The following is a 19,154-nucleotide window of genomic DNA, read 5'->3' on the forward strand; positions in this document are numbered from 1 at the left end:
ACTCCTCGTGGTCCCCTCTTCATACGGCAACTTTTGAGCATTGGCGTTCACTAATTGCTGCCCGAATGCTGCGCTTCCGACTGCCAGGGCGACCGCCATCGCGAATACCTTGGGTGCTGGTGTGGTATCAAGAATTGAAGTTGACTTGAAGGCTGTGGACATCATCGTGCGTAGCTTAGTGCGTGAGGTGCTTAGTTGATCAATGGCACTGGGGTGGTCTGCTTTCTTTCTCCGCACCCAGCGCTCATTAACAGCACCTCGTTGCTCAAATTGCCAAGAGGTATCTTAAAAGATCCTGAAAGCCGTCCGGTGGTCAATACCTGGCCGTTTGTTCTGTGAAGGGTCCAGGTGCCCGACGGGCATTCTGCGGTCGTTGTAACCAGCATAAAGTCATTGGCGCTTTCCATCTGAACTGTGAAGAGTTGTTCCTCATCAAGCGTGGTGTTCGGTGCTTCGGGCACCGCTGTGGTGGGCGCATCTCCTTCTACTATGGTATGCCGTGCATTTGCAGCTAGTATTCCGAAGCTTTGCACAAGGCCTGAAGGCCATCGTACTTCCAATGAATCAATGCTTGTTGCATCGCCAAGTCCGAAATGCGCGCGTAGGTCATTGTGCCCCTGGAAGCTGTTCTGTGCGTTCACTTCCCTTATCTGCCAACGCGGAACACCGTTGATCGTCGCCTTCAACCGCACCAGCCCGCCCAGCGCGGTCGTGCCCGAGGCCGTGCCGACAAGCTTTAAGGAGTACCAGCTGCGGTTGCCCGCCACCGTGTCATTGCGGAATAGGGCCTTTGATGCGTTCGATCCATAGACGAACAGGTCCAGATCCCCATCATTGTCCATGTCGCCGTTCGCGCAGCCCGTGCTGCCGTTCGCTGTACTTATGCTACCCGCTTCGTGGGTAAAGGTTCCGGTGCCATCGTTGCTATAGTACCGCACCGAAGCATAGTCACTCGTGATCACCACGTCCAGGTCTCCGTCATTGTCATAGTCCCCCCAGCAGTTGGCCAGTCGTGGAAGTCCTGTTGTCCAAGGTGTAGATTCCGGCGAGTAAATGCCGCTATTGTTCCGATAGAAGCGCGAGGCCGCGCCAGCATAGTTCGTCAGGCACAGGTCCAGATCACCGTCGTTGTCCGCATCGATGAAATTGTAGCACTGTCCATCTTGCTGCACGCTCGCGAAAGCCTCGGTGGTCATCTCGATCAAGGTGTCTTCGCCTAGCTCGATCCGCATGTTCCGATAACAGTGGTCGTATCCGGGTGATCCCCCGGGACCACTGGCGATGAACAGGTCCATGTCCCCATCCAAGTCGTAGTCGCTCCAGTATGGCACGGTATAAGGGGCCAGCGACTCAGTGAAATCGTATCCACGAACAGGTTCGGGGGCGAATGTTCCGTCGCTGCGGTAAAAGCGGCAAGGGCGCTGCGCAGCACCGGCCGGATGGAAGCCCGTTGCATGTACGTAAAGGACCTCCGGATACCCATCGCCGTTCGTCTCCCCGAAGGCACATCCCCAACTGGCGAGTTCAGAAAGACTGTCCAATGCGGTCGTCGCGTCCGTGAAGCTTCCGTCCCCGTTGTTCAGGTACAGCCCGGATGGATACTGAGCCAGCGCACAATCCATATCACCGTCGTTGTCCGCATCCGCCCAGCTCGATCCTCCCGGGAACTGGAGCGGAGCGGTACCGATCACACTGGTCACCTGTATGAACGCACCCCCACCGTCGTTGCGGAACAGGAAGTTTGGTGCCGCGAACAGGTCAATGTCGTTGTCGTTGTCGTAGTCCACCCAAGCAGCTCCTTTGTACAAGCCGTTCGAGGTGAACGCAACGATCGGATTGCTTGCATCGGTGATCATGGTCCATCCACCCTGGCCCATCGCCGTTGTCGCGAGGACAAGCAGGCTCAAGGTCAACGCGTGCCGCCCGGTATTGGCGCGACCTTGGTGTTGCGCGTTTGCTGTCCTCAGAACAGCCGCGAGGGTGGTTGAACAGGTCCGGGTGATCATCATTGCGCGTTGGTTCGTACGGTCAGGTGTACTCATCCCACGAAGCAACAGGCCACCTGAGCTGCTTCTGCACCGCTCATATCAATTAGGAAACAATTAGTGCATCACACGCAGCCGATCCCTGTCCTACATCCTGGGTTCACCCGTCGCGCTTACCTCGCCACCACGAACCTCACGGTCTGCGATCCGCTTGCCCAACGTAGTTGCGCACTGTATACACCTTCCGCCAGGCCGCGAACGTCCATGATCGTTTCCGATCGGCCAGCCGAGAGCGGCACACCGACCGATCGGCCATCAGCATCCACCACATCTACGCGAAGTGGTTTGTCCAGGCCGGTGTAGGTCAATGTCAACATATCGCTCGTCACTGTGGGGATTGCCAGCAACGTTGTGTGCTGTTCCGTCTCGTTCACCCCTACTGTCGTGCAATACGTGTCCGTCAACTGTAGCGTCATCCCCGTGGTCGTCGGCGCGGCAATATCCTGAACGGCCGGGTTGGTCACTGTGTAGCTGGGGATGATCATCGGCATGGGTATGGGCACTAGGGCATGGCTCGTCGGTTCCCAACAAGCGCTTGCGGGTGTGGGGTCATTGAAGCGAACAGCATAGCCACCGTGGTAACCCCATCCAGGAGGCGGGAATAGCGCGCTTCCGGCTGTTGTATACGTGCCGTCCACATTCCTACAGATGCCCCTGCCGATCTCCCAGTTGTTCAGTCCGGGCAATGAAATGGACCGACCCCATTGAAGCGTCCCTGAGCCGTCCACGCTCAACACCAGTAGGCTACTGTCTGCGGCGTCGTAGTTCGCTCCAGCCACTAACACGCCATCATACCCTGTTGGCCCGATTTCCAGGTCCAAACCTCGAGAGGCTGGGATCACCTTGGCCCAAAGGAGGTCGCCGCTATCGGTCAAGCGCGCAACAAGCAATGAGTCCGTGTACGTCACGGCACTTGGCATGTGTATCCCGCATACTACCAGGTCCGCATGTTCGCTTCCGCCGTTGCCGACCAATTGTTTCACAGCCATGAACTGTGTGAAGTCCATGTCCCCGTATTCCTTCCACCAGAGCACGGCCCCTGACGTGTCCACCTCGGCCAGTATACCGCGATTGACCCCCGACCATTGACCCGTTCCGGCTGCGGTTCCGGCTAGCGCTAGGTTCCCGTTCGACAACCGGGTAAGGTCATTGAAGCCCATATATGTGAGCGGTGTGGTTCCATACGACTTCGACCACACTACCGTACCTGTTGCGGTCAACTTCGTAAGGCGTCCGTGGCTCACGTAACCGGACAGCGCCATCAGTTCACCCGCCGGTAATTCCACGATCCTCCATCCATCCTCATCCGTACCCGTACCATTTGGATACCGCTCGCTCCAGATGAGCGACCCCGTTGGACTAATGCGTACGATCCACATCTCTCGTGTAGCGAACGCACTGAAACTGGTGGTACTGCCGATCGCAACGAGGTCCCCCGATTGGGTCTCGATCACATCCTGTAGTTCCTCACTATTACCGCCTATGCCGATGGTCAGGTTCCATTGCTCCGCTCCGTTCGAGGTCAATTTTGTCACGACGCCATCCCATTGGCTCATCGCGTCGAACGTGTTTCCGCAGAACACGTTGCCATTGTCCGCGGTGGCAAATACACTATGGAAATGGTCAATGTAGGGACCTTGGAACACTTCACTGAAAACGACTTGCGCGTTTACTGGGAGCAACAATGGCCCCATGCTTGCGAGAAGCAGCGCACATTTACGTTCTGTCCTCATATCCTTGGCAGTTGTTGTTGACGATTACCTGATGACGAGTACTGACAATGATCGGGCGGTAGCGTTACCGGCTCTCAATCGAACGTAATAAGCCCCAGCATCAAGTCCATGACAGTCTAAGTCCAGCTCCGCTGTGCTCGCGCTTTGGGTCGTTGTTGTTACCTCCACCGGCCCAAGAACGGTTCGTCCAGTAGCATCCAACATCTCTACATGGGGTCGAACGCTTATCGCCTCGCTGAATGCAATGGTGATGTTCAATATGTCCGTTGCTGGATTTGGGAACACTGCGATCCTGGCTTGAAGGATGTCCTCGGATATCGCAGCCGGACTTGATGAGCAAGACGTGCTCATCTGCAGGTTGTTCAGTTCGGGGAGTAGGCGATCGGAGGCGGTCGGCACAACAACGCTCGCGTTTCCACTATGGATCGAAACGGACACACTGGTCGTGTCCACGCTTATGGCCAGCGGGATCTCGCATCCAGCAGTCTGGCCCTCCGCGTCCGTGCGCACAATGAATCCGTCATCATAAGGAGTGTTCGACGAGTCCCAGACCCAACCACCGAAGGTGATCGTACTATCGCTATTGACGCATACAGAATAGCCTGCCTCCTCAGCACTTGGACTGGTCGTCCCATAGGCGTAGCTCCAGAGCGTGTTACCATTCATGTCCACTTGTAGCCCGGCCATGTCCGGGGCGGACGTACTGTAGTCTTCCCCGGTCAATACCAATGCGTCCGATCCATCACCCATGTGCTTCAGGGCGATCGACTGGAGCGCCACACCTAAGTAGCGCTTTGTCCAAACATGGTTACCGGATTGATCGAGTTGAACAAGCAATCCGTCATATCCAGAGCCGTTAAACTGGTACCCACAGAATAGGTATCCGCTCGGGACCTCCACAGCCCCGGTAATCTTGGTTTCTTGGTCATCTATTGTGCCGAAACTGCGCCACCACTCGATGCCGGAACCACTGGTCAGCTTTAACGCGAACCCATGCGTGCTCGATCCACCAACATTGATGGCTGTACCGACGATCAACAGACCCCCGTCACTTGCAACTAAGGCTCCACCCCTAGGCGTTTCATTCCAAGCTGAGTTGTAGATCTTGCTCCACAGAACGCTTCCATATGCGTCCAATTCGATCACGTAGAGCGAATAAGTACCCGCAATGTGCTCACCAACGACATAGAAACCACCTGAACTGGTCTCGATCAAGTCGTAGCCGGCTTCAGTATATGTGATCGGGTACCCCTTTGACCACAGCAAGCCGCCTGCTGCGTTGAATCGGAGGACGATCAATTCCGGTGTATTACCCGGGTTGAAGCTCCCCGAGTATCCGATTGCCGCGTAGCCACCATCTGCTGTTTGGATCACTCGCGATAGGAATTCATACACCAAGCCAACTCCGTATGCACGCTTCCATTGTAAAGCTCCGTTGGCGTCCAGTTTGGCTATGAACCCATCTTCGTATCCAGGCCCACCGGACCCCTGCGACGATCCGCATACGATATTCCCGTTGTCAGAAGTTGCGCGCACACAAGTGATCGACTGGTTCTGCTGATCGATCAGAACCTCATGGTAAACGACCTGCCCAACCCCGGTGGGTCCCGTGAGCATCCCGAGCCACATGGCCCCATTGAGCGACCAGCGCTTTGAAGAGAACTCCTTGGTGGTGGTTCTAGTTGTCGCCGATCGTGTGGGCCGTGCGGTTTCGCAAGAGAAATGCTTAACGAAGCAGTGTAGCACTGACGAACCGTTCAGATTTCGGCGCTTTGTTCCAGCGTTTGGTGTTTCCATGGTCCTGCTTGGTTCACTGTAATGGTCAATCATGTAACTGTCATCAGGTTTCATCAAATTGACCTTTTCTGAACGTAGTGTGCTGCTTCGTTCTTTGCATTTAAGCTCCTGTTAAGGATTAGTCCTGCTCTCGCGTACCCGATCACTCGAGTGGACGCGCAACGTCCGACTGAGCATGCTGGGCTTTGTTCAAGCCCAACGGCCTGTATTCCAGGGTCAACTTCAGCACAACCTCTGTCAGCCGGTCACGCCCTCGCAGATCCTGGCGTATTCAGTATCGTTCGGTTCCCAAAGTTCCACTTTGTTCCCCTCTGGGTCTAACAAATAGGCGAATTTGCCGTGGTGTAAAGCGGTTACCTTCCCGAGGAGCGAGATACCAGATGCCTCGAGCTGTTCAACCAGGGCTTCTAGATCATGCACCCTATAGCTCATCATGAACCGTTTGTCTGATGGATGGAAATGCTCAGCATCTCGCTCGCAAGGCACCCACTGAGTGTATCCAGTGCGGGTACCGTCCATCCCATAGCGCCATGAGAAGTTTGTCCCGTATTCGCCCGTCTTGAATCCAAGATGCTTCTTGTACCAACTGTTGAGCTTTGCCGGATTCTCTGACTCGAAGAACACACCGCCCAGTCCGATCACCTTTTTCATGGTTCCTGATTGCGCACAGTATATGGCATGGGTTTAGTTTATTCTCACCTGGGCAGTCCGCCGATTACCCTTTTCATCCGTTGCGGAAACGATGCACAAGCCGGCCGCCGTCGTCAGCCTTTGAAGGTACACTTGTCCTTGAGCTTGCTGTGTGTGCAATAGTCTCCCGATCACGTCATGTACCTGCACTTGCCATACCCCCGGTGGAAGCAATACGCCGAGTCCTTGCTGGTCGCGCACTATACGCAGGTTCTCACTTGCACTGACATCCTCAACCGCGGTTGTGGTGGCGCAAGGCGCGCAAGTCAGGTCCGGAACAAATCGCCACAGGTCATTATGCGTAGGGAAAAAGGATCCCGCCTCCAGCCCTCCATACACGTACAGGCTTCCGTCCGCTCCGGTCCAGCTCGCCGCGAACAGTCGCCCGTTCGGTCTATTGTTCGGGCTTGATACGCCCACGGTGCCCCACGATCCCGGGTCATTGGTTACGCTGGGCCCTGTTACCCACGTCCATTGGTCACTTGTCGTGCAATAGCTCCACAAGTCGTTCCGACTGTAAGGATTGCTTCCATCAGTAGCCTCTCCGAAAAGCCACAGCCGATCATGGCTGTCCCGCCAAGTTGTCCCTCTGCGACCTCCGATACTGTCAAGCGGACTATACGTGCAAAGCACTCCATAATCCGGACCGTTCTGAAGTGAATTGGGGAAGCCTTGTGCCCCCCCCTCCCAAGTGAACAATGCGGTCATTGTATTGAAACTCCACAAGTCCCTGTACTGGAAATTGCCGCTCGTAGTACCACCATAGAACCACAGTTTTCCATCGCTGCTCTTGCCCAGGCTTTGGGCATAGCGGCCACTAGGTGCATTCGTCGGGGCCGGAACTCCCATGCTGCCGTAGTTAGCCGGTGGATTGATCGTGTCCTCACCGGCCATCCAAGTCCATGTGTTCGTACTGATCTGGTACCGCCAGACCGCATTGTACCGGCCAAGGAATTGCGTGGAGTACCCACCGAACATCCAGAGATCACCTACGTCATCTGTCCAGGTCAACGCCAACGTCAAAGCTGGTGGTTGATTGGTCGAGTTCGGGACTCCCTTCACTCCCCAGACTGCAGAAGGGTTATCTACCTGTGACCCTTTCATCCAAGTCCAGTTATTCGTGGCCACTTCATACCGCCAGAGATCGTTGTTCTCCACTCCATTCCCGAACTGTGAACCGTTCCGCCCGCCGTACATCCAGAAGTTCCCGTCGAGGTCGGTCCACGACATCATGCAGTACGATTTTGCCGGGGGAAGATTGCTTGGGGCTGGCACACCCATGGTCCCGAAGTTGCCTTCGAACGAATACGTGTTCGGTCCTTTGATCCACGTCCAAGTGTTGCCCACAGGATCATACTTCCACAAAGCCGCATACTCTTGCGCATCGGTGTCCCGCCCGCCATACATCCAGAGGGTTCCATCCTGTGCTGTCCAGAATTCGGTCTGGAACAAGGAAGGTGGCGTTGTTGTTGACGAGGTTACACCCATCGACCCCCAGTTGCCAGTCTGGTTGATAGAGCTACTACCCTTGAGCCAGGTCCATTCTCCGGCTTGCGCATGCAAGGTGTTCAAAGCTGAGCAGAGCCAAAGGCCCGCAAATAGAGTGATCGTTCTGTTCAACATCGGTTCATGTGTTTGCTCGGCAGGTTCAGTGCTTCAGGATCCTTCCAGTGCGCACAATGCCCTCATTGTTCCTGTATCGTGCCATGTATGGCCCAGCGGGTAATCCGCTCAGGTCAAGCAATGTGCTGGTTCCAGTTCGTGCAGTGCTGAACACCAGGGTGCCGGTCGTATTGAACAATGCGATCTCGCCGATTCCGTTCATACCCCATGAGATCGTGACCTGGTCGCCTGAAGGAACCGGATGCACCAGAAGTCGGGTCTCCGCCGACTCCAACTCATCCAGACCGACGGCGATGCTGTTCGACCACCAATCACCATTCGGAGTGAAGGTTGCGAGTGTTGCTCCGGTGCCTAGGTACGCGGTGCTGCCCACAACGGCCCCAACTGGAGCTATTCGCGCCCCACCTGGCCAACCACTGAAGTCACCATGAGGTGCCCAAGTGTTTGTTCCGGTATCGTACTGATAGAAAATAGTGCCTGCCGTCGTGAAGCCGACATGCCCCATTCCTACGATCACTTGCGTGCCGAAGACGAATGCCAAAGAACTTTGACGGCCACCTCCAGGGTAGTCGGCCATTGCCGACCAGCTATCAGTCACAGGGTCATATCGATGCACCTGTGCCGTTTCGTTGCCGAACCCTGTATAGCCCCCGAAGACATAACCGTATCCGCCGACGGACCAGGCCGTGGTAAACCCGCGATTGCCGGTGGGCAAGCTCGTCTCCAAGGTCCAAATGTTGCTCTCCGGGTCGTAGGAATACACATCTGCGAACTGTGGACCCGTGCTCGTGCCGCCGCAGAGGTACCCCTTGCCTCCCAAGACGAAGGTCCCGGAACCTCCTCGCGCAGGGCCCGGGAACGAGGTTTCCGCAGACCATGCATTCGTTCCGGGATCATACTGCCACAGGTCGGTGTGGAACATGCCATTCGCGAAGCCCATTCCGACATAGGCCTTGTTGTTCACAACGAACGAACAGGCTCCGTTCCGGCTTGCCCCTACACCCGGGAAATCGGCCCGCTCGCTCCACATGGCAGCGGCCGGGTCATACATCCTGAGTTCGTTGCCATGCCCTACGTAGATCATGTCATCGATCACGAACGAATAGCCGCCGTCGAATTCCGGCATCGTGATGTCAGGGAGTGCGGTCCATTGTCCATGCGATGCGGCCGCAAGCGTTAGCACACCATATAGCGCGAGTGTGTATCGAATTGTCATTTGGGTGGGTCGTATGGTCCTTGTGACGATCAGCGCGTTCAAGAGTTGTATCGGGGGTACTTAAAGGAATCCTAAACCTGGTCGAAATATTGATCGCATCATTGGTCACGATCCAATTTCATCACGGTACACGGATATGATGCACCGTTCGTTGTCATTGTTCCTTGTGCAGAAATGATCGCCTTAACAACATGAACCATACATGACGGATCACAGTCCGCTGATCGATCCGTTTGTGAGCACAATGCTGACCACAAGAACACCAGGTTCGGAAATTGACACTCTAACTGATCCTTGAGATTCGTCACAGAAGATCACGTCCTTTCAACGCACTGTACGATAAGAGTGACGGACTGCCTTTTAAGACTGATCTGGACTACAACGAAGGATCTTGGATCCGCACAGGGGATCAACGGGTCTGTGCGACGGATGGAATAAGCGCTGATCAGTTCGTATTTTCATGCAAGGACGCTGCAGAAACTAACTCTCATCCATTTGCAGCACGTTCCCGCCCCGGCCATCTGCTCACCATCGCGATCCAGGCGATCAGGCAGATCCCGAAGATCACCATGCGCGAGGTGCCGCTCATGCCGTCCTGGATCAGTGCGTTGGTGCTGAGCAAGCTGCCCAAGAGGTGGAAGCACGCCACCGAGATCACCGAGCCCGTGGTGTCCGTGATCCGCTCGAATCCCCAGCTGCCGAAAATGAGCATGCCCAGGAATACCGCGTGTTCGCCAATGGTGGCCGCGCTCAACGGGGTCAAGTGCCAGGCATACCACAGCACACCGATGATGAGCGCACGCACCCAGATGCCGCCAACGCCCATGCCGCGCACTTCATCGAGCAGGTAGCCTCGCCAACCGAATTCCTCGAACACCACATAGCCCACGGACACCACACCGATGATGGCGCCATGGAGATGAGGGTCCAACACCGCTTCAGGGTCTTCGATACCGACCACGGCGAACAGGCCGACCGGTAACGCGGCCATCAGTAGGCTCCATTTTCGGGAACTGCCGAAGAGCGTCACGCGACGAGGAGGATGGAACAGCATGAGCACGGCCAACGCACCCAGCAGCGGACCGATGCCTTCCAACAGGTACTTCAATGGTGTCAAGCCCAGCGGGAGTTCGAGTGCCTTGAACCACGCAGGCACGTGGACCCTGAAGTACCAGGAGAGCGCGACCGCGATACCGAGGAAGAGGACCAGGCGCAGCAGCGCTGTGCGTTGAGACATCGAGCGAATGTAGCTGCTGTGCGCTTAGCGTCAGTAGCCCTCCTGTCGGTCTATCCGATTGCGTTCATGAGCAGGATCCGGGGATCAGCGTTCCCCGACTCCGACATCATTTCAATGTGCGAAGCGCGTGCAAGTGAGGTGAGCATGGTGGGCACGCGATCGCATCACGGGATATGGATCCGGCAGGAGATCGTACCGCTGGTGATGTCGCGAATGACCGCGCAGTCAGTGCTTCACGAAACGCAGATGCTTCCGGTCGGTACCCGCTCCGATCCGCATGATGTATATCCCATCCACACAGGCACCGAGTTCGATGAAGTTGGTTCCCCGCACAACGCGACCTGTCAACAAGGTCCTTCCTTGTGCATCGTGCAGCATCCACGGTCCGCCGTCATCGGTCACTTCTATGCGGAGCAGGTCCGTCGTCGGGTCCAGGTAGTGCGGATAAGTGACCGTGCTTTCATCGATCTCGCCGATGCCAATGGACGGGTCGGTGACGAACAGCAGGAATTGGCTGCTGAAGGCTACGCCTGCGGGTGGCAGCCCACCGAACTGGAAATCCAGCAGGGCCTTCCCGCTCATCACGAAATGGAAGTTGTCGATGGCAACGATGCGTTGACCGGTCATGCTGTTGTCCACTGAGGTGGGTATCAGTGTCCACTCCACATTGCCGGTGGCACCATCCAACCGAGCGGTAAGGGAACGCTGTGCGTTTCCACTGCCGGAAGCGGAACCCAGCTGGTAACTGGTGGCCCACATGGCGCCCAGGACGATGTCGCCATCAGGTGTCACGGCCAACCCATCGATGCGCGGTGATTGGGTCTGACTGAGGAACTGCACAGCCCAGTCCTCGTTGCCTTGATCGTCCCAGTTAACGATGAGGCCGTAGTTCGATGAGAACCCTGCGACTTGCTCGTAAGTCGTTCCCGCGAACTGCGTGGTTCCAGGCATGTAGCACGATAACGTTACGCGGCCGTCGTTCGAGATCGCCACGGCGTTCGGTAGTTCATTCTGCCCTGCTGTGGTGGACGATCCGAAGAAGGTACGGATGCCTTGCACGTTGCCTTCGCGATCCAGGATGATCACCGCCATTTCATCGAACGCACCAACGGTCTGGAACGGCACGTTGAGCAGTCCGACTTGACCGGCCCCGCCACCTTCCTTGGTGAGCACGGCGATCCATTCACCATCGGGGCTCACGGCCAACTGGCTCCGATCATTGGAGACCGCGCCGATCCCCAGGTTCGCGTTGCCTTCCACGCTCCAGGCCGGGACCGTGAAGGTGCTGTCGTACTGTTCTATTTTGAGTTTGTTGCCATCGGTCGCGTCGGTGTAGGCCATGAAGAGCGACGTGTCCGCGGCTGCCACGTTCCGGATCCCGGCGTATCTGCGCACCGAGCGTAGGGTTCCATCAGGGCGCAGTTGGATGACCATGTTGCCGGTGTTCGTGAGCGCGAGCGAGTCATCTTCCACTCGCAGGAAACCGCTGCCCAGCGTGCCCTGTGTACTGAGGTAAGCGTAGCCAACGCCGTCAACGGCCATGAATTCGATCCGTCCTACAGTGGGCGTGTTCCCACCGGTAACGGCGATACGCTTGTGGAAAAGCAGGTCGCCGGTAGGGCCGTGTTTGCAGAACAACACCTCTTCCGATGACGTGGGCAAGAGCATGTTGATCGACACGCCTTCGTACGTGTACGGCTGCTTGTAGCTTGTTGCGGAGTACACATTGCCGCTGCCATCCAACGCGGTGGATACGTAGGTCAGGCTGGCCCCCGGCGTATCATGCACGAGCAGGCGTTCGGCCACCTGGGCGTACATCAGGGACGGGAGCAACGCGGTGCATAAGAACAGGGTGCTTGTCCGTTTGCGACCAAGTTCGACCCGCCCCGGGGTGTTGTGGTTCAATTGCATGGGGCGAAACAACCAGGGTATCGCACAGGCTGCAATAGAACGTTGGTTGACGACCCGCCACGAACTGACCGCATCACCGCAACCGTTATACAGCACGTTTGCTAGGGTCGATCACGCTCCGGTCCGTGGCATCAGGGTAACGGTGTACCGATCCATGTCCTTCTCTGCCTCCGGCTCATGACCTCAACACGGGACTGAGCACCTCGCATTCGGGATCCACTCGTAAGTCCGGGTGGAAGGTGTGGCATCGCTCCGTTTCGTAGGACCCTGCCGAGCCACAACAGCTCGCCAACATATCCATCATCGTCGGTCGAGGTGCACCAGGAGGGTCGGGTCCGCCACGCCCACCGGCGCAAAAACGTAGCTGTGAAGAGAGTGTATTCCGGCAGGCTGCGCATCATCACAATACGTGCAAAGCCGGACCATTCCCGTAGGCTACACCCCATACCTTGTTCACCATGCGTAACCAGAACACTCCGCTGATCCTCGTACTTCTTCTTGGAGCAACGGCCTGCAACGGCCAAAGCAGCGAGCCAGTGCAGGGAACCGCTGCGCCGGGGAATGGCACACCCATCGCCGAATACGTGGTGGAGTCCTTCATCGATAGCAAAGGCATGCTGTGGTTCGGCACGATCGAACATGGTGCGGCGCGCTACGATGGAGAAGCGCTCACCTTCCTGAGCCCTGCCAACGGCAAAGGCGGCAATGTGGTGTCCAGCATCGCCGAGGACAAGGACGGTGATCTGTGGTTCGCAGGGCATGATGGTACCGGTCTGGTGCGCTATGATGGTGAGCGTTTCATCCAACTCTGGGAGCACGAGAGCGTGGTGAACACGGATCGGGAGGGAGCCATCTGGAGCAGCACGCGTGATAGTGTGTTCCGATACGATGGGCGAAGGATGGTCCCGTTCATGGTGCCGATGGACCGTTCAGCGATCATGCAATACGCGATCGTTCCGGGTCGGGCTTCAATGCGATTGCACGATAGCAAGGGCAACTACTGGTTCCGTACCGATGGCGCCGGTGCTTTCCGGTACGACGGGAAGACCTTCACCCAGTTCACCAAGAACGACGGGCTTTGCAGCAACACGGTCAACGACATCGAGGAGGATGATGCAGGCAATATCTGGTTCATCTGCATGCAGGCTTACCAACCTGGGATGACCCATGATGGCGGCCTGTGCATGTGGGATGGTTCGCGTTTCACGACGTTCGGCGACATGAAGGGTCTTCACCACAACGACCTCTACACGCTCTTCAAAGACCGTGCGGGCAGGCTGTGGATCGGTGCCACCGGGGTAGGGGCCTACCGGTATGATGGGAAGTCGTTCACCTTGTTCAACACCACCGACCGCCCTGACCTGAACGCGAGTTTCGGCTTGCAAGGCATGAGCGAAGATGTGCACGGCGTCCTGTGGTGCGGTTTCAGCGGTGGACTGTTCCGACTGGAGCCGGCGGAGGAGAATGCCAGCTTCCGGCATGTGCCGCGCGAAGGGCCATGGGAGTAGTGCATAGCGAGCACGTCAGCCTCCACGGGATCCAGAGGGACCGGTCGTCTCTACCACGATCAACTGGAATGCATGAGGCAGCCCGCTGATGCGCTCTAGCATCTGAGCGGTGTTCCCAGTGGATCGCAGCCTCAGATTGTACACCTGGGAGCTTGTCGCACCGCGTTCGCGCGCGATGCCGGAAGGTGGAAGGTGATGTTCGTGATCCAGCCGCCTTCAGTATCAAGGTCCGTGAAGCAACATCATGGATGAACGTCGCGACTTTCGGGTCGGTTTTCAATGCACGATGGATACATTCGTTCATCGAACATCATTGCCATGAAAGAACTCCACACTCTTCTTGTTGCGTCCATGGCCGCAGCGTGGCCCATCTGCACAAGCGCTCAACTGCCCCCCTACGTGCCACCGGACGACCTCGCCGGCTGGTGGCCGTTCAATGGCTATGCCAATGATGTGAGCGGGAATGACAACAACGGGACCGCCTATGGCGCCACGATCACCAACGATCGCTTCGGCGACCCTGGCAGCGCCTACGCCTTCAACGGCACGGATGCGTACATCGAGGTGCCCGACGCACCAGCGCTGCGGTTGAACAACGACTCGTACACCATTGCTTGGTGGGCGCTGGTGGACACCTACAATTCGCCCGCGACAGCATTCGTGGTGAAGCGAGGCGCCGGGCCCCAGAACGGTTGGATGGTGGTGGCCAACGGCTTGTATGACAACATGATCGAGATGAAGACCAGCGGTGGTGCCGATCCGGAGATCCGGTGTGATACGGCACTGGCGCCGGGCGCGTGGTTCCACTTCGCGATCGTGAACGACGCCACGGTGGATTCGATCCTCTTCTTCGCGAACGGGGTCGAGGTATTCCGGCAGGCCAGTGGCGGCCTGTACTACAACCCGAACAGCACGTCGCCGATGAGGTTCGGAAGCGATACCAGCACGCCGGCAGGCACCTATTTCCTTTCGGGCGCCATGGATGATATCGGCATCTGGAGCCGGCGCCTCACCGCGCAGGAGGTGCTGGACCTGTACCTGAACACCAATGTGAGCGTGGAGGAGATCCGGGAGGCGGCGGCGGAGGTGTTTTTCGATGCGACGGCGGACGAGTTGGTACTTCGTGTGCCGCAAGCGTTCATCGGTACCACCTATGCCATCCTTGATGCGAGCGGACGCTTGGTGCAAGCCGGCGTGCTGCAGTCCGATGTGACGCGCCTATCGGTGCGTGACGGGAGCGGCGTCTACATGGTCCGTTTCGATGCACAGCCGGGTGATGCCGTTCGGGTGGTGAACCCGTGATAGAGGACATCGTGGGCCCAGGGGAGTTGTTGCGGCTCGCGATCGCTCAGGCATTGCCGGGCCTGCGCGCGGTATCGGATGAACGCGGTTCCCGAACGCCCGCTTCCGGCAAGTGGTGCCCGAAGGAGATCATCGGCCATCTCCTCGATTCCGCGAACAACAACCTCGGGCGTTTCGTGCGCTTGCAGGCGGTGGATCACTTGCGCTTCGAACCGTATGCCCAGGTGCCGTTGGGTAGGAGTTGTACATTGTCCTCCACATGCATACCGTTCGTGGCCTCCTCTATTGCGCATTGCTGATCGGGCTCAAGCCCGTCACTCGTGCCCAAGGTCCGACTGTGACTGCGGTTCCTGGAGCGATCCAACTGGTGGAGGACCAACGGGCAGAGAATGCCTTCGAAGGGGTGGCAGTGGGCTTTTCCGTCGTCGACGATACGACGTGGGATTATGGTGCGGGATGGGCGGATCGAAGTTCACGGATCGCATTCGCGCCGGACACCCGCACGCGCATCGCATCGATCACCAAGCCAATGACGGCGATCGCCATCATGCAACTCGCTGAGCAAGGCAGGTTGCACCTCGATTCCGCCGTGCGTGTTTATGTGCCGGAGTTTCCGGAAAAACCGGAAGGAAGACTGACCGTGCGGCAGCTATTGCAGCACAGCGCGGGATTGGATGACTACGCGTCGAACAAGGAACGTGAGAATCGGAACCATTTCACCTCGTTGACCGAGGCGATGGGCATCTTCATGGACCGCGAACTCATCAGCGCGCCAGGAGCGGCTTTTCACTACACCACCTACGGTTACGTGCTGCTCGGGGTGGTGGTAGAGCGCGTTTCGGGGATGTCCTACGAGGCGTACATGCAGCGGCACATCTGGTCGCCGGCGAGTATGCTGGATACCGGAGTGGAAGGCCGTGACACCAGTGGGACAAAGCACGCGGAACTCTACCACACCAATGGCAAGGGTCGCGTCCTGTCCGCCGACCATACGGACCTGAGTGACCGCATCCCCGGCGGCGGTGTGTATTCCACGGCTGCGGATATGCTGCGGTTCGGTGACGCGCTGCTGCGTGGTACGCTGCTCGAACCGAAGACCTTGGCCGCGATGTGGATCGATCCGGCGTTGAAGAAGGACGGGAATGGATACGGGATGGGCTGGTACCTATACGGCCAGAACCCAAAATATGGTCCGGTCTACGGTCACAATGGTGCTCAGACCGGGGCTTCCACCTTCCTGATGCTCCTACCCGAACAGAAGACGAGCATCATCGTGTTGAGCAATACGTCCGGAGCCATGCAGGCCGTGAGTGCCATTGCCGTTGGCTTGTTCGACCACGCTGCGGCAGCAGCAGCCTTTCACTGACCGGATATCTGGGTCCTGATCTCGGGTACGATATTCGCCCTATGACGACTGTCGGAGATGAGTTGCGCCACGCCATCGGATCGGCTTTACCGCGACTGCGTGCGTTCACCGAGGAACGCGCTTCTCGAGCTCCCGCGCCTGGCAAGTGGTGCCCCAAGGAGATCATCGGCCACCTGCTCGATTCTGCGAACAACAACCTCGGGCGTTTCGTGCGCTTACAGGCGGTGGATCACCTGCGCTTCGAGCCTTACGACCAGAACGAATGGGTGCGTGCGAGCGGGTATGCCGAGGCCGATTGGTTGGAGTTGATCGAGCTTTGGGCTCGCTTCAACCTGCACCTAGCCCGGGTCATGGACCGCGTGCCGGAAGCGATCGCGTTGAAGCCACGTAAGGATCATGCGCACTGGGCAGCACCTACGCCGCACTACCACCCGATGGCGTCCCGACGCTGGATTGGCTCATGCGCGATTACGTGGCGCACCTGAAGCACCACCTGCGGCAGATCGATCCGCGACTGGTCAGCTAGAAACCTAGGGCTAACGTCACGCTACTTCGCTGCGCCCGCCAGTTCCTTCTCCAACTCGGCCACAATACGCGCCGCGTTCGCGTTCTGCGGGTTCATCGCCAGGGTGCGCTTGTAGAAATCCAACGCTTGCTTCTTGTCGCCGAGCTTCAGGCACGCCTCTGCGTAGCTGTCGTACACGTTGGCACTCTTTGGATAGAGCTGCATGTTGATGAAGAAGAGATCGCGCGCCTGTTCTGTCAAGTGCGCGCTGAGTAGCGTGTAGCCGAAATTGTTCAGCGCTTCTTCGTTCACGGCTTCGTCATTCGGGTCGGCGTAGGCCTTGAGCGCGGTCTCGCGATCACCGCGCTGCCATGCTCGAACGGAATGTGCTCATCGTCCCTTGACCCGTGCAGGGTGACCTCCCAAACCTCCGCCGGGTCTGTCCGCTGCTCGAGAGGCTTTTGCGAAGCGATGAGCGGTCGACCCTGCCTCCGGCAAGCAAGCCTGCGGCTCGCATCCATTCGTGCGCATCTATCGCTGGGATATCGGACCTTCACCCGCTCGCCCAAACTCCATGATCGACTACAACGACCGCCGCTTCGTGCCCGTGAGCAACAGCGCCAATGGAGAAGTGTCGCCCGAAGTGGAGTTCCACTACAAGCAAACGGGGCGCATCGTTACGTGCAGCTATTCCGGTGGCCGCATCGTAAGCGGACAGTTGATCGCCTTGGTGGATGATATGGGTCGCTTGGACATGCGCTATCACCAAGTGAACGACCGCGCCGAGCTGATGACCGGAGTTTGCCGTTCAACGCCTGAGATCCTCCCTGACGGGCGCATACGCCTGCACGAGGAATGGCGATGGACCAGTGGCGATGGATCGAGCGGCAATTCGGTGTTGGAGGAGGTCCACTGAATCGCTCACCGCTTCGATCGGCCTTGACCCGTGCAGGGTGACCTCCCAAACCTCCGCCGGGGCAAACCGCTGTCGCGAGGCAGTCACTGCGAGGCTCCGCGAAGCAGTGCGAAGCGATGAGCCGATGGCCGACCGATCCCCAAGCCGGATCCTTCGCCACGGACCGCGACCTTTACCACCATGAAGTCCGCTCTTATCCTCGGCGGCACCCAGTTCATCGGGCGCAACCTGGTGGAGCGCATGCTCGGGATCGAAGGTTTCGCCATCACGCTGTTCAACAGGGGACGCACAGGGGGCGAACTCTTTCCCGGTGTCGAGCGGATCATCGGTGATCGCCGCACGAAGGAAATTGAGCGGATCGCTTCCAAGGACTGGGATATAGTGGTTGATCTGTCCTGCTATTTCCCGGACGACCTCAAGTCAACGCTGCGGAACTTGAAGGGCCGGCCGGAGAGGTATGTGTTCGTTTCCACTTGTTCGGTGTATGAACCGAACGATACCCACATCCTCCGGAACGAAGAGGCGAGGGTCTTGGGCTGCACCCGGGCGGAATACGCGGACGATTCGCCAGCGACATACGGCAACCGGAAGGCGGAGTGCGAGCGCATCCTCGCGGCATCGGGTTTGGACCACGTCGTCTTCAGGCCTGCCTTGGTCTATGGACCGTACGACCCAACGGACCGCCTCTACTATTGGCTGCACCAGGTGAAGTGCAAGGATGAACTGCTTCTGCCGGACAACGGCGAACGGAAATTCTCAGTGACCTATGTCCAGGATCTGGTGAGAGCGATCGTACGGTCCATGGAGCAGCCAACGCGATCCAAAGTGTACAATACGATCACGGTCCCGGAGACTTCCATCGGAGAGATCGTACGCGTGACAAGTGCCTTGCTCCAGCGATCGGTCCCCGTTCGCAACGCGTCGCCTTCCTTCTTGAAGGGGCATGGCGTGCGCCCTTGGCTGGACATGCCGCTCTGGATCGATGGGGACCACTTCACGTACAGCAACCAACGGATCAAGGATGAGCTGGGGCTTGTTCCGACGGATCGGTTGGAGAGTATCCGCGCAACGCTGGACCATTTCGATAAGCGCGGATGGCCGCAACCCGGATACGGCATGAGTGACGGGCAACGTCGGGAATTGCTTGGGCTGTGCGCCCGGTCGATGGATTAGCACGTGGTCAAGCGCAGTGTGATCCGTCCTCCAACTGCCGGTAGGGTGTCGCGGTTTCTGAGCGTAGCCTGCGGCTCGCTGCTTCGCGGGGCCTCGCAGTGTCCGCCGTGCTCCCGCATCTTGCGCCACCGG

At 57.9% G+C, this 19,154-nt stretch carries 15 protein-coding genes; 6 read left to right on the forward strand and 9 right to left on the reverse strand.

The annotated features are described in order from the left end of the window. Nucleotides 1-191: 191 nt before the first annotated feature. From IPJ76_09075 to IPJ76_09110, 8 genes are all read right to left on the reverse strand, one after another. The gene (locus IPJ76_09075) at nucleotides 192-1,907 is read right to left on the reverse strand and encodes a CRTAC1 family protein (GenBank protein QQR88344.1); all 1,716 of its coding nucleotides are present in this window, start codon (nucleotides 1,905-1,907) and stop codon (nucleotides 192-194) included. 251 nt (nucleotides 1,908-2,158) lie between these two features. Next, nucleotides 2,159-3,778, reverse strand: coding sequence for a hypothetical protein (locus IPJ76_09080; GenBank protein ID QQR88345.1), 1,620 nt, complete (start codon nucleotides 3,776-3,778; stop codon nucleotides 2,159-2,161). A gap of 24 nt (nucleotides 3,779-3,802) precedes the next feature. Further along, on the reverse strand, nucleotides 3,803-5,629 hold the full coding sequence (locus tag IPJ76_09085) for a T9SS type A sorting domain-containing protein (protein ID QQR88346.1): 1,827 nt from the start codon (nucleotides 5,627-5,629) through the stop codon (nucleotides 3,803-3,805). A 183-nt stretch (nucleotides 5,630-5,812) separates the two neighbouring features. Next, on the reverse strand, nucleotides 5,813-6,226 hold the full coding sequence (locus tag IPJ76_09090; GenBank protein ID QQR88347.1) for a VOC family protein: 414 nt from the start codon (nucleotides 6,224-6,226) through the stop codon (nucleotides 5,813-5,815). A gap of 33 nt (nucleotides 6,227-6,259) precedes the next feature. Then, the gene (locus tag IPJ76_09095; GenBank protein QQR88348.1) at nucleotides 6,260-7,717 is read right to left on the reverse strand and encodes a hypothetical protein; all 1,458 of its coding nucleotides are present in this window, start codon (nucleotides 7,715-7,717) and stop codon (nucleotides 6,260-6,262) included. Between the two features lie 196 nt (nucleotides 7,718-7,913). Then, on the reverse strand, nucleotides 7,914-9,104 hold the full coding sequence (locus IPJ76_09100) for a T9SS type A sorting domain-containing protein (GenBank protein ID QQR88349.1): 1,191 nt from the start codon (nucleotides 9,102-9,104) through the stop codon (nucleotides 7,914-7,916). Between the two features lie 487 nt (nucleotides 9,105-9,591). Beyond that, a complete protein-coding gene (locus IPJ76_09105; GenBank protein QQR88350.1) occupies nucleotides 9,592-10,341 on the reverse strand; it encodes a CPBP family intramembrane metalloprotease in 750 nt (249 codons plus the stop codon). 225 nt (nucleotides 10,342-10,566) lie between these two features. Next, nucleotides 10,567-12,159: a hypothetical protein gene (locus IPJ76_09110; GenBank protein ID QQR88351.1), complete on the reverse strand. Its 1,593-nt coding sequence runs from the start codon at nucleotides 12,157-12,159 to the stop codon at nucleotides 10,567-10,569. 551 nt (nucleotides 12,160-12,710) lie between these two features. On the opposite strand from IPJ76_09110, the gene IPJ76_09115 reads away from it, so the two are divergent. From IPJ76_09115 to IPJ76_09130, 4 genes are all read left to right on the forward strand, one after another. After that, nucleotides 12,711-13,760, forward strand: coding sequence for a hypothetical protein (locus IPJ76_09115; GenBank protein ID QQR88352.1), 1,050 nt, complete (start codon nucleotides 12,711-12,713; stop codon nucleotides 13,758-13,760). A 318-nt stretch (nucleotides 13,761-14,078) separates the two neighbouring features. Next, nucleotides 14,079-15,062, forward strand: coding sequence for a LamG domain-containing protein (locus IPJ76_09120; protein ID QQR88353.1), 984 nt, complete (start codon nucleotides 14,079-14,081; stop codon nucleotides 15,060-15,062). A 259-nt stretch (nucleotides 15,063-15,321) separates the two neighbouring features. Then, a complete protein-coding gene (locus IPJ76_09125; protein QQR88354.1) occupies nucleotides 15,322-16,428 on the forward strand; it encodes a beta-lactamase family protein in 1,107 nt (368 codons plus the stop codon). Between the two features lie 41 nt (nucleotides 16,429-16,469). Further along, entirely contained in the window at nucleotides 16,470-16,913 is a 444-nt protein-coding gene (locus tag IPJ76_09130; GenBank protein QQR88355.1) for a DinB family protein, read from the forward strand. 62 nt (nucleotides 16,914-16,975) lie between these two features. On the opposite strand, the gene IPJ76_09135 is transcribed toward IPJ76_09130, so the two are convergent. Next, a complete protein-coding gene (locus IPJ76_09135) occupies nucleotides 16,976-17,245 on the reverse strand; it encodes a hypothetical protein (GenBank protein QQR88356.1) in 270 nt (89 codons plus the stop codon). A 262-nt stretch (nucleotides 17,246-17,507) separates the two neighbouring features. Between IPJ76_09135 and IPJ76_09140 the strand changes: the two genes are divergently transcribed. Both IPJ76_09140 and IPJ76_09145 read left to right on the forward strand, forming a co-directional pair. Then, a complete protein-coding gene (locus tag IPJ76_09140) occupies nucleotides 17,508-17,849 on the forward strand; it encodes a n-acetylglutamate synthase (GenBank protein QQR88357.1) in 342 nt (113 codons plus the stop codon). A gap of 180 nt (nucleotides 17,850-18,029) precedes the next feature. Further along, on the forward strand, nucleotides 18,030-19,022 hold the full coding sequence (locus tag IPJ76_09145; protein ID QQR88358.1) for an NAD-dependent epimerase/dehydratase family protein: 993 nt from the start codon (nucleotides 18,030-18,032) through the stop codon (nucleotides 19,020-19,022). Nucleotides 19,023-19,154: the final 132 nt, after the last annotated feature.

This window comes from Flavobacteriales bacterium (genome assembly GCA_016699575.1).
GTDB lineage: Bacteria > Bacteroidota > Bacteroidia > Flavobacteriales_F > PHOS-HE28 > PHOS-HE28.

What these genes read in the sequence shown, in the direction of transcription:
- IPJ76_09085 (QQR88346.1), bottom strand. Translation starts at nt 5,629, where the DNA reads ATGAAACCTGATGACAGTTACATGATTGACCATTACAGTGAACCAAGC.
- IPJ76_09080 (QQR88345.1), bottom strand. Translation starts at nt 3,778, where the DNA reads ATGAGGACAGAACGTAAATGTGCGCTGCTTCTCGCAAGCATGGGGCCA.
- IPJ76_09115 (QQR88352.1), top strand. Translation starts at nt 12,711, where the DNA reads ATGCGTAACCAGAACACTCCGCTGATCCTCGTACTTCTTCTTGGAGCA.
- IPJ76_09090 (QQR88347.1), bottom strand. Translation starts at nt 6,226, where the DNA reads ATGAAAAAGGTGATCGGACTGGGCGGTGTGTTCTTCGAGTCAGAGAAT.
- IPJ76_09140 (QQR88357.1), top strand. Translation starts at nt 17,508, where the DNA reads ATGATCGACTACAACGACCGCCGCTTCGTGCCCGTGAGCAACAGCGCC.
- IPJ76_09105 (QQR88350.1), bottom strand. Translation starts at nt 10,341, where the DNA reads ATGTCTCAACGCACAGCGCTGCTGCGCCTGGTCCTCTTCCTCGGTATC.
- IPJ76_09130 (QQR88355.1), top strand. Translation starts at nt 16,470, where the DNA reads ATGACGACTGTCGGAGATGAGTTGCGCCACGCCATCGGATCGGCTTTA.
- IPJ76_09120 (QQR88353.1), top strand. Translation starts at nt 14,079, where the DNA reads ATGAAAGAACTCCACACTCTTCTTGTTGCGTCCATGGCCGCAGCGTGG.
- IPJ76_09100 (QQR88349.1), bottom strand. Translation starts at nt 9,104, where the DNA reads ATGACAATTCGATACACACTCGCGCTATATGGTGTGCTAACGCTTGCG.
- IPJ76_09110 (QQR88351.1), bottom strand. Translation starts at nt 12,159, where the DNA reads ATGTACGCCCAGGTGGCCGAACGCCTGCTCGTGCATGATACGCCGGGG.
- IPJ76_09145 (QQR88358.1), top strand. Translation starts at nt 18,030, where the DNA reads ATGAAGTCCGCTCTTATCCTCGGCGGCACCCAGTTCATCGGGCGCAAC.
- IPJ76_09125 (QQR88354.1), top strand. Translation starts at nt 15,322, where the DNA reads ATGCATACCGTTCGTGGCCTCCTCTATTGCGCATTGCTGATCGGGCTC.